General features: G+C 63.3%; 13 protein-coding genes and 1 pseudogene. 4 read left to right on the top strand and 10 right to left on the bottom strand.

Annotated features, from left to right (window positions below):
* Window positions 1-4: 4 nt before the first annotated feature.
* The 4 genes from GTK01_RS09565 to GTK01_RS09550 are packed head-to-tail and all read right to left on the bottom strand — an operon-like array spanning window position 5 to window position 3,472.
* Window positions 5-844: a metal ABC transporter permease gene (locus tag GTK01_RS09565; protein WP_252925655.1), complete on the bottom strand. Its 840-nt coding sequence runs from the start codon at window positions 842-844 to the stop codon at window positions 5-7.
* Complete coding sequence (locus tag GTK01_RS09560; protein WP_252925654.1) at window positions 841-1,701, bottom strand: metal ABC transporter permease; 861 nt, start codon at window positions 1,699-1,701, stop codon at window positions 841-843. Before GTK01_RS09560 ends, GTK01_RS09565 begins: the two co-directional genes overlap by 4 nt.
* Window positions 1,698-2,585 (bottom strand): manganese/iron ABC transporter ATP-binding protein, encoded by an 888-nt coding sequence (locus GTK01_RS09555; protein ID WP_252925653.1) that lies wholly within the window; start codon window positions 2,583-2,585, stop codon window positions 1,698-1,700. The genes GTK01_RS09560 and GTK01_RS09555 overlap by 4 nt, the downstream gene beginning before the upstream one ends.
* Window positions 2,582-3,472 carry a metal ABC transporter substrate-binding protein gene (locus GTK01_RS09550; protein ID WP_252925652.1) on the bottom strand — a complete coding sequence of 297 codons (891 nt, stop codon included), beginning with the start codon at window positions 3,470-3,472 and terminating at the stop codon, window positions 2,582-2,584. The genes GTK01_RS09555 and GTK01_RS09550 overlap by 4 nt, the downstream gene beginning before the upstream one ends.
* 145 nt (window positions 3,473-3,617) lie before the next feature.
* Here GTK01_RS09550 and GTK01_RS09545 point away from each other — a divergent pair, with 145 nt between their 5' ends.
* Entirely contained in the window at window positions 3,618-4,064 is a 447-nt protein-coding gene (locus GTK01_RS09545) for a Fur family transcriptional regulator (RefSeq protein ID WP_252925651.1), read from the top strand.
* A gap of 5 nt (window positions 4,065-4,069) precedes the next feature.
* Here GTK01_RS09545 and GTK01_RS09540 read toward each other — a convergent pair whose 3' ends face one another.
* The 3 genes from GTK01_RS09540 to GTK01_RS09530 are packed head-to-tail and all read right to left on the bottom strand — an operon-like array spanning window position 4,070 to window position 6,115.
* Window positions 4,070-4,462 carry a Fur family transcriptional regulator gene (locus GTK01_RS09540; protein WP_252925650.1) on the bottom strand — a complete coding sequence of 131 codons (393 nt, stop codon included), beginning with the start codon at window positions 4,460-4,462 and terminating at the stop codon, window positions 4,070-4,072.
* Complete coding sequence (gene znuB / locus GTK01_RS09535) at window positions 4,459-5,265, bottom strand: zinc ABC transporter permease subunit ZnuB (protein ID WP_252925649.1); 807 nt, start codon at window positions 5,263-5,265, stop codon at window positions 4,459-4,461. Before znuB ends, GTK01_RS09540 begins: the two co-directional genes overlap by 4 nt.
* Window positions 5,258-6,115 (bottom strand): metal ABC transporter ATP-binding protein, encoded by an 858-nt coding sequence (locus GTK01_RS09530; protein ID WP_252925648.1) that lies wholly within the window; start codon window positions 6,113-6,115, stop codon window positions 5,258-5,260. Before GTK01_RS09530 ends, znuB begins: the two co-directional genes overlap by 8 nt.
* 99 nt (window positions 6,116-6,214) lie before the next feature.
* Between GTK01_RS09530 and GTK01_RS09525 the strand changes: the two genes are divergently transcribed.
* The 3 genes and pseudogenes from GTK01_RS09525 to GTK01_RS09515 all read left to right on the top strand — a co-directional run bounded on the left by GTK01_RS09525 (window position 6,215) and on the right by GTK01_RS09515 (window position 9,589).
* Window positions 6,215-7,291, top strand: coding sequence for a zinc ABC transporter substrate-binding protein (locus GTK01_RS09525; protein ID WP_252925647.1), 1,077 nt, complete (start codon window positions 6,215-6,217; stop codon window positions 7,289-7,291).
* Between the two features lie 82 nt (window positions 7,292-7,373).
* Window positions 7,374-8,586, top strand: a pseudogene (gene zigA / locus GTK01_RS09520) (zinc metallochaperone GTPase ZigA).
* Window positions 8,587-8,632: 46 nt separating this feature from the next.
* On the top strand, window positions 8,633-9,589 hold the full coding sequence (locus GTK01_RS09515; RefSeq protein ID WP_252925646.1) for a hypothetical protein: 957 nt from the start codon (window positions 8,633-8,635) through the stop codon (window positions 9,587-9,589).
* A gap of 200 nt (window positions 9,590-9,789) precedes the next feature.
* Here GTK01_RS09515 and GTK01_RS09510 read toward each other — a convergent pair whose 3' ends face one another.
* The 3 genes from GTK01_RS09510 to rpsA all read right to left on the bottom strand — a co-directional run bounded on the left by GTK01_RS09510 (window position 9,790) and on the right by rpsA (window position 13,036).
* Window positions 9,790-10,821, bottom strand: coding sequence for a histone deacetylase family protein (locus GTK01_RS09510; protein WP_252925645.1), 1,032 nt, complete (start codon window positions 10,819-10,821; stop codon window positions 9,790-9,792).
* A 154-nt stretch (window positions 10,822-10,975) separates the two neighbouring features.
* Window positions 10,976-11,173 carry a CsbD family protein gene (locus tag GTK01_RS09505; RefSeq protein WP_252925644.1) on the bottom strand — a complete coding sequence of 66 codons (198 nt, stop codon included), beginning with the start codon at window positions 11,171-11,173 and terminating at the stop codon, window positions 10,976-10,978.
* A gap of 159 nt (window positions 11,174-11,332) precedes the next feature.
* Window positions 11,333-13,036, bottom strand: a complete 1,704-nt coding sequence (rpsA, locus tag GTK01_RS09500) for a 30S ribosomal protein S1 (RefSeq protein WP_252925643.1) — start codon at window positions 13,034-13,036, stop codon at window positions 11,333-11,335.
* Window positions 13,037-13,056: the final 20 nt, after the last annotated feature.

Genomic DNA, 13,056 nt, shown 5'->3' with positions numbered 1-13,056 from the left:
GCCCTCAACCCATAGACGAGTTCCGCCGCCCGGCATCGCGGACCTGCGACCATGCGAACGCGATGACGAAGACCGTCGACATGACGAGCACGATCGTCGGAGCAGGCGCGGAATCGATGAAGAAGGACAGGTAGATTCCGGTCGCGGCGGAAATGACCGCGATGACGGCGCTGGCGACAACCATCGATCGAAAGGTGCGCGTGAGGAGAAACGCGGTTGCGCCAGGGGCGATAAGAAATGCGATGGCGAGGATGATGCCGACCGCCTGCAGACCGCCGACAATGGTCAGCGAGAGCATCGTCAGGAGACCGTAGTGCAACAGGCGGACCTTGAGGCCGACCGTTCGCGCATGGCCCGGATCGAAGGAGAACAGCATCAAGTCGCGGCCGTAGACCACCAGCGCGACGACCGTCGCCGCCGCGATGGCGCCGGTTTCGCCGATGTCGCGCCATGTGGTGCCCAGCACGTCGCCGAAGAGGATGTGGGTCAGGTGAATGCTGGTCTCCACCGCAACGAACATGACGAGGCCGAGGCCGAACATGCCGGAAAAGACGACACCCATGGCGGTGTCTTCCTTGATGCGCGAATTATCCTTCAGAAAGCCGGTCGCGATGGCGCAGAACAGGCCTGCAGCAAAGGCGCCGAGCGCCAGAGGCAGGCCGGCAACATAGGCGATGACGATGCCCGGCAGCACCGCATGGCTGATCGCGTCGCCCATCAGCGACCAGCCCTTGAGCACCAGATATGGCGAAAGCAGTCCCATGGGAAGCGCGACGAGTACCGCGATCACGATCGCCTGGACCATGAACGGGAACTGGAACGGCATCAGGAGCGTGTCGATCATCGCACCGCCTCGCGTTCGAGACGCGCGGCGCGGCGACCGGCGACGAGGCCGTGTTTGGGCGCAAACAGGAAGGCGGCGACGAAGACCAGCATCTGCAGGACGACGATGACGCCGCCCGTCGCGCCGTCTAGATAGAAGCTCGCATAGGCGCCGATGAAGCTCGTCAGCGAACCGATGGCGACGGCGATGACGATCAGGCGCGGGAAACGGTCGGTCAGCAGATAGGCGGTCGCACCCGGTGTCACCACCATGGCGATGACGAGGAACGCGCCGACCGTCTGCAGCGCGGCGACCGTGGACGCGGCCAGCAGCGTGAAGAAGACGGTCTTGAGCACGTTCGGGCGAAGCCCGATCGAGCGGGCGTGGTTCTCGTCGAAGAAGACGACCATCAGGTCGCGCCATTTGGCGAGGAGGATTGCGAGCGAGATGCCGGAAATGAGGACAAGCTGGAGCGTGTCGGCCGGCGTGATGGCGAGAATGTTGCCGAGCACGATGGTCTGGATGTTCACCGATGCCGGCGAAAGCGAGATCATGAACAGGCCAAGACCGAAGAAGGAGGTGAAGATCAGGCCGATCACCGCGTCCTGCCTGAGTTTCGTCTGGGCGGAGAGAAACAGCATGGCCCCGGCCGCAAGCCCGCCCGACAGGAACGCGCCAGCGGCAAAGGGCAGGCCGAGCATATAGGCGCCGGCGACGCCGGGCACGATGGCGTGGGAGAGCGCATCGCCGATGAGCGACCACCCCTTGAGCATGAGATAGGCGGACAGAAAGGCGCAGGTGCCGCCAACCAGCGCGCTCACCCACATCGCGTTGAAGATGTAGGAATAGGTGAATGGCTCGAAGATGGCCTCGATCATTCTTCGTGCCCGCGACTCTTCTTCGCCTCGTCTCCGTAAAGCACGAAGGGGCGCTCGTCGTCGGTGAGGACGGTCACGCTGCGGGCGTCAGCGTCGTCGTGGAGGTCCGAGCCGCCGAGGGTGAAATGGCGAAGGACGCCGCCGAAGGCCTTTTGCAGGTTCTCGTGGGTGAAGACCTCTTCGGTCGGCCCGGCGGCCAGCACCGTCTTGTTCAGCAGCACCGCGCGGTCGCAAAATTCGGGGACCGAGCCGAGATTGTGGGTCGAGACCAGCATGATGCGGCCTTCGGCGCGCAGTTCCTGCAGCAGCCCGATGATCGCCTCCTCGGTGGTGACGTCGACGCCGGTGAAGGGTTCGTCGAGCAGGATCACCTGGCCTTCCTGCGCCAGGGCGCGGGCAAGGAAGACGCGCTTCTTCTGGCCGCCGGAGAGTTCGCCGATCTGGCGCTTGCGATAGGACGTCATGCCGACGCGCTCGAGCGCGGTGTCGACCATGCTTCGATCTTGCGCGGACGCGATGCGCAGGAAGCCCATATGGCCGTAGCGGCCCATCATCACGACGTCCTCGACGAGGACGGGGAAGTTCCAGTCGACCTCCTCGGCCTGCGGGACATAGGCGACGATATTGCGCTTCAGCGCGCGGCCGGCGGGTTCGCCCATGATGGTGACGCTGCCGGACCCTGACGGGACGAAGCCCATGATCGCCTTGAAGAGCGTTGACTTGCCGGAGCCGTTGACGCCCACCAGGGCAGTGATGGTGCCGCGCGGGATAGAGAAAGATGCATCGCGCAAAGCCGTCTGGCCATTGCGGTAGGTCACGGTCACGCCCGAAACGGTCAGTCCGTCCGGCGCGGCGGCGACAGGTTTTCGGCCTTCGACGTTCATTCCGACAGGCCTTCGACGATGGTTTGCGTGGTCACGCGCAGGAGGTCCAGATAGGTGGGCACCGGGCCACCTTCCTCGGACAGCGAATCGACGTAGAGGACGCCGCCATAGGCCGCGCCGGTTTCGCGCGCGACCTGCTCGGCCGGGGCGGACGAGACCGTGCTTTCGGAGAATATGGCGGGGATGGAGTTCTCGCGCATCGCGTCGATAACGCGGCGAATCTGCTGCGGCGTGCCTTGGGCGTCAGCATTGATCGGCCAGAGGTAGAGCTCCTTCAGGCCAAGATCGCGGGCAAGATAGGAGAACGCGCCTTCGCTGGTGACGAGCCAGCGACGCTCCGCGGGTATTTCAGCCAAGGCGTCGCGCATGGGAGCGACCATGGCCTCGATCTTGGCCTTGTAGGCTTCGGCATTTGCCGCGTAGGTCTCGGCATTGTCCGGATCGTGCTCGGAAAGGGCGGCGGCGATGTTGTCGATATAGACCAGCGCGGAGTCGTGCGACATCCAGGCATGCGGGTTGGGCTGGCCCTCATAGGGCCCCTCGCCGATACCCATCGGCTCGATTCCGTCCGTCACCACCGCGCTAGGCACGTCGGACAGATTGGCGAAGAAACGCTCGAACCAGAGCTCGAGATTGAGGCCGTTCCAGAGGATCAGGTCGGCGTCCTGCGCACGGACGAGGTCACGGGGCGTCGGCTGATACTCGTGGATTTCTGCACCGGGGCGCGTGATCGATTCCACCACGGCAGCATCGCCGGCCACGTTGCGCGCCATGTCAGCGATGACCGTGAAGGTGGTCACGACCTTGAACTGGGCGTCCTGCGCGTAAACCGGGGATGCGGCGGCGATGAGGCCGGCGGCAAGGACAAGGCGGTGCAGGAATTTCATGAAGGGCTCCGGACGGTGTCATCGGGTAATACGTAGCGTCAGGCGAGGCAAACGTCAATGCAATTGCAAATCGTTTGCAACTAAATATGTCAGTTGCGAAAGGCGATCTTTGCATCGCATTCCCAACTGTAGCATAATCGGCGCCATGAACGAGACGCTACCCATCCGACCCGACTATGAAGGCGAACTGCGCAAGGCAGGCGTCCGGATCACGCGGCCGCGCAAGGTGATCCTGTCGATCCTCGCGGACGCAGGCGACCACCCCGACGCACTGGAAATCTTCAAGCGCGCGGTGGAGATCGATTCGGGGATATCGCTGTCGACCGTCTACCGGACGATGAAACTGCTGGAAGGGGTCGGCGCGATCCACCGCCACGCCTTCGAAGGGGGACCGTCACGCTTCGAGCCGGCGGGGGTGGAGCACCACGACCATCTGATCGACCTCGACACGGGCGACGTGATCGAGTTCCACTCGCAGCGGATCGAGGAATTGCAGCAGGAGATCGCGCGCGAGCTCGGCTACGACATCGTGCATCACCGGCTGGAGCTTTACGGTCGCAAGCGGCGCGCGAAGGCTTCGCGCGGCGGATAGGTTACCTATGCAAGGCAGGTCGCGCAGGTGCCGCGGATTTCGATCGCGGTCTTGGACGGCTTGAAGCCGTGCTCGCGCGACCAGTCGCCAAGGCGGGACTGGACCGTGGCGTCGGAGAATTCCTCGACCTGACCGCATTTCTCGCAGATCGCAAAAGCGATGCTGCCGTGGCCATGGCAATGCGGATGGGCGCAGGCGACGAAGGCGTTGATGGATTCTAGCCTGTGGACGAGACCGTAGTCGAGGAGCTTGTCGAGCGCGCGATAGACCTGGAGCGGCGCGCGGAAGCCGCGATCGCGCAGCCGGTCAAGGATCGTATAGGCCGAAAGCGGTCCATCGGCCGCCGACAGAGCGCCGAGCACCATTTCCTGGTTCTTGGTCAGATCGCGTGCGGTCATTGCAGGGCTCCCGCCGGACGCCGGGTGAAGGAGAAGAGGCTTAACAGGAAAAGGACAAGCGCGGCCACAACGATCGACGGGCCGGAGGGGGTGTCGAAGTGGAGCGAGCCGTAAAGCCCGCCGAGGACCGCGACCACGCCGATGAGCGAGGCGAGCACAGCCATCTGCTCGGGCGTCGTCGAGAAGCGCCGCGCGGTGGCTGCGGGGATGATCAAAAGCGAGGTGATCAGCAGGATGCCGACGATCTTCATCGCGATGGCGATGACGAGCGCCATCAGAAGCATGAAGACGAAGCGCGAGCGCTCCGGCGCCATGCCTTCGGCCTCGGCCAGTTCCTCGTTGACGGTAGCGGCCAGGAGCGGCTTCCACAGCCAGGCCATCAGGCCCAGAATGATCGCGCCGCCGCCATAGACGAGCGCGATGTCGGTGCGCGAGACGGCGAGGATGTCTCCGAACAGGAAGCCCATCAGGTCGACACGGACCCAGCTCATGAAGGCGACCATGACAAGGCCGAGCGCGAGGGTGGAATGCGACAGGATGCCGAGAAGAGCGTCGGTCGACAATGCACCGCGCCTCTGGAGCAGCAGGAGCGCGACGGAGACCAGCGAGGCGACGAGAAAGACGCCCGCCATCAGATTGATCTGGAACAGGAAGGCAAGCGCGACGCCGAGCAGCGCCGAATGGGCCATCGTATCGCCGAAATAGGCCATGCGCCGCCATACGATGAAGCAGCCGAGCGGGCCGACCGTTAGCGCCAGGCCGATGCCGGCGACAAGGGCGCGGGAGAAAAAGCCGTCAAGCATTGGTGTGTCCGTGCGAATGGTCATGGCCGTGATCATGCGCGCGGTCGTGGTGGCCGTCGGCAGGGTGGCAATTGTCGGTGACCGATCCGTCCTGGTGGAGAACGCGGCCGTCGGCCAGATGGGTGTGATCGTGGCGATGGCGGTAGATCGCCAGCGTCTCCGCCGCGCGGGCGCCGAAGAGCTTCAAATATTCCGGGCTCGCGACGACGTTCTGCGGGGTCCCACGGCAGCAGACATGACCATTGAGGCAGATGACCGTGTCGGTGTCGGCCATGACGACGTGCAGGTCGTGCGAGATCAGGAGGATGCCGCAGCCCGTGCGGTCGCGGATGCGGCGGATGAGTTCGTAAAGCGCGACCTCGCCGGAGAAATCGACGCCCTGCACGGGTTCGTCGAGCACGAGAAGATCGGGCTTGCGAACCATCGCACGGGCGAGAAGCGCGCGTTGAAACTCGCCGCCTGAAAGTGCCTGCACCTCGGCCTTGGCAAGATGGGCGACGCCGGTCGCCTCCAATGCCTCGGCGATCTCGGAGGCGGATGGCGTTCCGGTGAGCTTCATCAGACGCTCGACGGTCAGGGGCAGCGTCCAGTCGATGGAGAGCTTTTGGGGCACGTAGCCGATCTGGAGGCCGGACCGGCGCAGCACGGTGCCTTCCTGTGGCTTCAGGATGCCGATCGCGGTCTTGGCCGTCGTGCTCTTGCCAGAACCGTTGGGGCCGATCAGCGTGACGATCTCGCGCGGGCGGATTTCCATGTCGACGCCGCGCACCAGCCAGCGGCCGGTGCGCTGGACGCCGACGCCCGAAAGCCGCACGAGCGGTTCGCCTGCCCTGTCGATGGTCTTCAGCATGAGTCTGGCAATTCTGTTCGAAACGGGTTGCCAGGATCATATAACGGACGTTATAGCGTTACGCAACGAATGTAATATCATTACACGCAGGAGAGATCGATGAGGAAATTCGGCAGCGCGCTGTTGGCGGGGACAGTTCTTGCGGTTGGAGCAACGAGCCCGGCAGCGGCTCTCGAGGGCGTCGTAGCCTCGATCAAACCGATCCATTCGCTGGTCGCCGCGGTGATGGGCGATGTCGGTAAATCGTCGCTGCTCGTCTCCGGCGCGGGCTCGCCGCACACCTATTCGATGCGGCCTTCCGAGGCGCAGATACTGGAAAGCGCATCGGTGGTGTTCTGGGTCGGGCACGACCTCGAAATGTTCCTCGCCGGGCCGCTCGACACGCTGGCAGGCGGAGCGAAGGTCGTAGAACTGGGCGATTCCGAGGGGCTGACGAAGCTTGCCTATCGTGAGGGTGGACCGTTTGAAGGCCATGCGCACGCGGCCGAGGCAGAAGACCATGCGCATGAGTCCGAAGAAGGGCACGACCATGCGCACGAGCATGAGGAGGCGGACGGCCACGGGCATGAGGATGATGCCGAGGAAGCCACCGAAGCAGCCCATGATCACGACCACGCTCATGAAAGCGAGGACGGACATGACGATCACGCGCACGGCGGCCACGACATGCATTTCTGGCTTGATCCGGAAAATGCGCGCGCCATGGTTGGAGCGATCGAGACTGCGCTGAGCGAAGCCGACCCCGACAATGCGCAGGCCTATGCGGCCAATGCGGCTGCAACCGTCGAAAAGATCGACGCACTTGCCGCGGAGACGCAGGCTGCCGTCGACGGCCTAGAGAATCGCGGCTTCGTCGTCTTCCACGACGCCTACCAGTATTACGAGAAGCGCTTCGGCATCGAGGCGGCGGGGTCGATCACCGTCAGCCCGGACGTGATGCCCGGCGCACAGCGCCTCTCCGAAATCCAGGCACGCGTGCAGGAACTCGGCGCGGCCTGCGTCTTCTCTGAACCGCAGTTCGAGTCACGGCTCGTCACGGTGATCACCGAGGGAACGGACGCCAAGGGCGGGGTGCTCGACCCGCTCGGCGCTGATCTCGAGGACGGACCGGAACTCTATTTCGAGCTGATCCGCAACCTCACGACTTCGCTTACGACCTGCTTGTCCGACGGCTAGGCAAACCTTCTCACAAAGGGGCGGTGCCTGCGCCGCCCCTTTGTTTGCACATCCAATGTAATAGTATAACGCGGAGATATCGATGCGTGCCGATTCACGCCTGCCCGTCACCGTGCTTTCCGGCTTTCTGGGTGCTGGCAAGACGACGCTCCTGAACCACGTCCTCAACAATCGCGAGGGCCGGCGCGTCGCGGTCATCGTCAACGACATGAGCGAGGTGAACATCGATGCCGCGCTGGTGCGGGAAGGCGGGGCAAAACTTTCGCGTACGGACGAGAAGCTGGTCGAGATGACCAATGGCTGCATCTGCTGCACGCTGCGCGACGATCTTCTGGCAGAAGTGCGCCGCCTTGCCGCCGAAGGTCGGTTCGACCACCTGCTGATCGAATCGACCGGAAATATCAAAACCGCTTCCGGTCGCCGCCACCTTCGAGTTCCGCGACGAGGCGGGCCAGAGCCTTTCCGACATCGCACGGCTCGACACGATGGTAACGGTGGTCGATGCAACCAATCTCCTGAAGGACTATTCCTCCTCCGATTTCCTGCGCGATCGAGGCGAGACTGCGGGCGAAGGCGACGATCGGGCGCTGGTCGACCTCCTCGTCGAGCAGATCGAATTCGCCGACACGATCGTGCTCAACAAGATCGGCAGCGCCGAAACGGGCAAACTGGACATGGCGCGCAGCATCATCCGGGCACTCAACCCGGACGCGCATGTGATCGAGACGGATTTCGGCCGCGTCGACCTGGGCGACATTCTCGGCACCGGCCGGTTCGATTTCGCCAAGGCCGAGACGCATCCGCTGTGGTTCAAGGAACTGAACGGCTTTGCCGACCACGTGCCGGAGACTGAGAAATATGGCGTGCGCTCCTTCGTCTATCGCGCCAGACGCCCGTTCCAGCCGGCGAAGCTGAAGGAATTCGTCAACCGCGCATGGCCGGGCGTGATCCGTGCAAAGGGCTTTTTCTGGCCGGCGACGCGGCCGGACTTCGTTGGCGAGATTAGCCAGGCCGGCGCGCTCGTGCGGACGCAAAAGCGCGGCTGGTGGTGGGCCGCGGTGCCGAAGGCGCGTTGGCCGAACGACCCCGAATGGCACGCGGCGATGGCGGACTATCTCGATCCGGTCTGGGGCGATCGGCGACAGGAGATCGTCTTCATCGGCACGCATCCAATGAACGAGGTGCGCATCAAGGCCGAACTCGATGCGTGCCTCGTCGACGCGCCGATCTTCATGCCGGATCTGTGGAAGGGATTGCCCGATCCGTTCCCGAGCTGGTCCCCACCGGCCGCGTGAAGGCCCGCAATTCAATATCCCCGCACGTATCGACTGGAGCATTTTCATGAGAAAAACCTATTCCAATTGCGCGGCAAGGACGGCGGCTATCGCCACAATCCTTGCTGCAATGTCGGCGGCGAGCGCCGCCGACATCGCCGACAGCCAACCTGCGCCGATCGCATATCCATATATCGAGGGCTCCGGCGAACTTGCGATCGGCAGTGACTTCGTCGTCTCGTCCGACGATCCCGCAGGCGAGGTGAACGACCTCTTCTTCGAGGGCGAGCTCGGACTGAAGGTGTTCCTGACACCGCTTGCGGCGATCAATGCCGGGATCACCGCCGAATCCGTTTTGGACCCTATGCCCTTCGATGATCGGGCGTTCGGCGACATCGGGCTTTATGTCGATACGCTCAATCTGGAGCTTTCGAACGGTGCGACCACGTTTCTGGCAGGCAAGTTCGGGCCTGGCTTCGGGAGAGCCTGGGATATCACGCCGGGCGTCTATGGAACGGAGCTCGTCGAAGACTACGAACTTTCGGAGCAAGTCGGCTTCGCCCTGTCGCACGCCTTCGCCACTGCCTATGATACTCACACGCTTGGCGCCAACATCTTCACCGCCGATACGTCGGTGCTGTCGGAATCGGCTTTCACGAACCGCGGGCGCCTGTCCCGCTTTGACGGCGGTGCCGGGAACACAGGACGGCTGGACAATTTCTCCGTAACGCTGGACGGTGCGGAATTGCCTGGGCTCGACGGCATTTCCTATCATCTGGGCTATCGCCACCTGAGCGCAGGGTTTGGCGACGACTACGACGAGAACGGCTTCGTGGCGGGTCTTACCCGCGAATCCGAATTGGCGAACGGCTCGACATTGGCCATTTCCGGCGAGGCGGCCTATCTCGCTAATGCGTTCGGATCGCCAGACGACGCACTTTACCTAACGGCTGGCATGTTCGCTGGAGAACGGCCCGTGGCATGGCGAGCTCGCCGGCACGATCCGCCGCCTCGATCTGCGTGATGGAGGCGACCAATCCGATCTGCTCGCTCAGGTCTCGGCCGGATATGCCTTCGACAACGGCTTCGACGTCAGTGTAGGCTACGCCTATGTGCATGCCGAAGACCTCGATGCATGTGGTCGGACTGCGACTGACGAAGGCATTCGAGTTCACGACGCGATAAAGCATGGCTGGAGGGAGACGGGATGCCGTCTCCCTCGCTTCAGGCTCCTTCGAACCCCTGCAGCACGCCGACCGCATTGACGGCGATTTCGGCGACGGCGTAGCCGCCTTCCATGACGAAGAGCGTCGGCAGACCGAGCGCTGCGATGCGGCGACCGATCTTCGGGTAGTCGCCGGTCGTCAGCTTGAACTTCGAAATGGGGTCCTTCTCGTATGTGTCCACGCCAAGCGAAACGATGACGATTTCGGGCGCGTAGGCGGTGAGACGGCGGCAACCTTCTTCCAGCGCTTCGGCCCATTGGTCGTAAGTCGTGCCGAAGGACATCGGGAAGTTGTGATTGAAGCCTTCGCCGGCGCCCGCTCCCGTCTCATCGGCATGGCCGAGGAAGAACGGGTATTCGACCATGGGATCGGCGTGGAGGTTGATGACCTGCACGTCGGGGCGCGCATAGAAGATTTCCTGCGTGCCGTTGCCGTGGTGATAGTCGACGTCGAGGATCGAAACGCGTCTGGCTCCCTGGTCGAGGAACCATTGCGCGGCGACCGCGGCGTTGTTGATGAAGCAGTAGCCGCCCATGAAACTTGAACCGGCGTGGTGGCCGGGCGGCCGACAAAGGGCGAAGGCGGCGCGTTCGCCGACCTGGACCAGCCCGGCTGCCGTCAGCGCCGCGTCATGCGAAGACTTGATCGCGTCCCACGTTCCCTTGACGAAGGTCGCGCCGCCGTCGAAGGAATAGAAGCCGAGGCGGGCGTCGATCGTCTTCGGCTCGACATCGCCGCGCAGCCCGCGCGTCGGCCAGGTGAAGGGCATGGCGGTTCCGCTGCGCCCTGTCTTCTCCCATTCAGGATAGACCTGCGGCAGGAAATCGATGAAGCCCGGCCTGTGGACCTTCTTCGCCGTTTCCAGATCGTGCGCGGCGGGTTCCAGGACAGGACCGAGGCCGACCTCCTCGATTCGCGCCCTGATGAATTCGGCCCGGGACGGCATCTCGAAGGCTGGGACGATGTCGCCATCGATGAGTTCGAGATTGCCGGAATGGCCAGCGTGGCGGGGAGAGAATATCGTCTTCATCGAGGACTCGCATTGTTCGGTCGGGGCGGAACGTAGCGGCAGCGGCTTTCGCCTGCCAGTGGCGAGCGCCAAAGAAAAAGGCCCCGCTCGAAAGCGGGGCCTTCTGCCGGACCGGGACCGCTCGCGGTGAAGCGAGCGGCCAGTCGTCATCGGATCAGTGACGGGCCGACCAATCGTCGATCTCGCGCTCGGCCTCCTCCTCGCTCTTGCCGTAGTGAGCCTGAATCTTGCCGGCGAGCTCCTTGCGGTTGCCCTTGATCACGTCGAGATCGTCATTTGTGAGCTTGCCCCATTGCTGCTGAGCCTTGCCCTTGAACTGTTCCCAGTTGCCTTCGATCTGATTCCAATTCATCGCGTTTCCTTCCACGTTCTGCACCTTGGTGACGGGTTGTTGCCGTCCTGTAAAATGGAACGTGGAGGGCCGTAAGAAGTTCCGCTGAGGCGAAATGCAAAAGCCCCGCCGGAGCGATCCGGCGGGGCTTTCCTGTCCGTTCAACGAAGCCGCGAAGGCTTAGTTGTCGGTGTTCTGCTTCTTCAGCGCGGCGCCGAGAATATCGCCAAGCGAAGCACCCGAATCGGTCGAACCGTACTGGGCAACCGCTTCCTTCTCCTCGGCGATTTCGAGCGCCTTGATGGAGACGGACAGACGGCGGGTCTTCTTGTCGAACTGCGTGACGCGGGCGTCGACCTTCTGGCCGACCGAGAAGCGCTCGGGGCGCTGCTCGTCGCGGTCGCGCGACAGGTCCGAGCGCTTCACGAAGCTCTCGATGTCGTGGTCGACGAGGTTGACCTCGATGCCGCCGTCCTTGATGGCGGTGACTTCACAGGTGACGATCGCGCCCTTGCGCAGTTCGCCGGAAGCGGCGGCATCGCCGATCGCATCCTTGCCGAGCTGCTTGATGCCGAGCGAGATACGCTCCTTCTCGATGTCGACGTCGAGAACCTGCGCCTGAACCATGTCGCCGCGGTTGTACTCCTCGATGACCTGCTCGCCCGGACGCGTCCAGTCGAGGTCGGAGAGGTGAACCATGCCGTCGACATCGCCCTCGAGACCAATGAACAGGCCGAATTCGGTCTTGTTCTTGACCTCGCCCTCGACGATCGAGCCGGACGGATAGGTGCGGGCGAACACTTCCCAAGGATTCTCGAGCGTCTGCTTGAGACCGAGCGAAATGCGGCGCTTCTGCGGGTCCACTTCGAGCACGACCACGTCGACTTCCTGAGTCGTCGACAGGATCTTGCCGGGGTGGACGTTCTTCTTGGTCCAGGACATCTCGGAGACGTGGATGAGGCCTTCGATGCCCGGCTCCAGCTCGACGAACGCACCGTAGTCGGTGATGTTCGTGACCTTGCCGGTGACGCGCTTGCCGATCGGGTAACGCGTGCCGATGCCTTCCCACGGATCCGCCTCGAGCTGCTTCATGCCGAGCGAGATGCGGTGGGTTTCCTGGTTGATGCGGATGATCTGGACCTTGACGGTCTGGCCGATCGACAGGATTTCCGTCGGATGGTTGACGCGGCGCCAGGCCATGTCCGTGACGTGCAACAGGCCGTCGATGCCACCCAGATCCACGAACGCGCCGTAGTCGGTGATGTTCTTGACCACGCCCTCGACGACCTGACCCTCTTCGAGGTTCTGGACGATCTCGGAACGCTGCTCTGCACGGCTCTCTTCGAGGACGGTGCGACGCGAAACGACGATGTTGCCGCGGCGCTTGTCCATCTTCAGGATTTCGAAGGGCTGCGGGTTGTGCATTAGCGGGGTGACGTCGCGGATCGGGCGAATGTCGACCTGCGAACGCGGCAGGAAGGCCACGGCACCGTCGAGATCGACCGTGAAGCCGCCCTTGACCTGATTGAAGATGATGCCTTCGACGCGCTCGCCGGCCTCGAACTTGGCTTCAAGCTTGACCCAGCTTTCCTCGCGGCGTGCCTTGTCGCGCGACAGCATGGCTTCGCCCAGCGCGTTCTCGATGCGCTCGACATAGACTTCGACTTCGTCGCCGACGTTCAGCTGGCCGTCCTTGGCCTTGGCGCCGAACTCCTTCAGCGGCACACGGCCTTCGACCTTCAGGCCGACGTCGATGATGGCCATGTCTTTTTCGATGGCCGTAACAATACCCTTGACGACCGAGCCTTCTGCGGAATGGTTCTCGGAGAACGACTCCTCGAGCAGGCTGGCGAAATCGTCACGGGTGGGGTTTGCGTTTGACATTTAAGCTCCTGGAAGCTCGG

The sequence above is a fragment of the Aliihoeflea sp. 40Bstr573 genome, assembly GCF_024105655.1.
GTDB lineage: Bacteria > Pseudomonadota > Alphaproteobacteria > Rhizobiales > Rhizobiaceae > Aliihoeflea.
Note: the sequence above shows the minus strand (reverse complement) of the source record. Positions and strands in the feature narration are given on the sequence as shown.

What these genes read in the sequence shown, in the direction of transcription:
- GTK01_RS09565 (WP_252925655.1), bottom strand. Translation starts at nt 844, where the DNA reads ATGATCGACACGCTCCTGATGCCGTTCCAGTTCCCGTTCATGGTCCAG.
- GTK01_RS09560 (WP_252925654.1), bottom strand. Translation starts at nt 1,701, where the DNA reads ATGATCGAGGCCATCTTCGAGCCATTCACCTATTCCTACATCTTCAAC.
- GTK01_RS09555 (WP_252925653.1), bottom strand. Translation starts at nt 2,585, where the DNA reads ATGAACGTCGAAGGCCGAAAACCTGTCGCCGCCGCGCCGGACGGACTG.
- GTK01_RS09550 (WP_252925652.1), bottom strand. Translation starts at nt 3,472, where the DNA reads ATGAAATTCCTGCACCGCCTTGTCCTTGCCGCCGGCCTCATCGCCGCC.
- GTK01_RS09545 (WP_252925651.1), top strand. Translation starts at nt 3,618, where the DNA reads ATGAACGAGACGCTACCCATCCGACCCGACTATGAAGGCGAACTGCGC.
- GTK01_RS09540 (WP_252925650.1), bottom strand. Translation starts at nt 4,462, where the DNA reads ATGACCGCACGCGATCTGACCAAGAACCAGGAAATGGTGCTCGGCGCT.
- znuB (WP_252925649.1), bottom strand. Translation starts at nt 5,265, where the DNA reads ATGCTTGACGGCTTTTTCTCCCGCGCCCTTGTCGCCGGCATCGGCCTG.
- GTK01_RS09530 (WP_252925648.1), bottom strand. Translation starts at nt 6,115, where the DNA reads ATGCTGAAGACCATCGACAGGGCAGGCGAACCGCTCGTGCGGCTTTCG.
- GTK01_RS09525 (WP_252925647.1), top strand. Translation starts at nt 6,215, where the DNA reads ATGAGGAAATTCGGCAGCGCGCTGTTGGCGGGGACAGTTCTTGCGGTT.
- GTK01_RS09515 (WP_252925646.1), top strand. Translation starts at nt 8,633, where the DNA reads ATGAGAAAAACCTATTCCAATTGCGCGGCAAGGACGGCGGCTATCGCC.
- GTK01_RS09510 (WP_252925645.1), bottom strand. Translation starts at nt 10,821, where the DNA reads ATGAAGACGATATTCTCTCCCCGCCACGCTGGCCATTCCGGCAATCTC.
- GTK01_RS09505 (WP_252925644.1), bottom strand. Translation starts at nt 11,173, where the DNA reads ATGAATTGGAATCAGATCGAAGGCAACTGGGAACAGTTCAAGGGCAAG.
- rpsA (WP_252925643.1), bottom strand. Translation starts at nt 13,036, where the DNA reads ATGTCAAACGCAAACCCCACCCGTGACGATTTCGCCAGCCTGCTCGAG.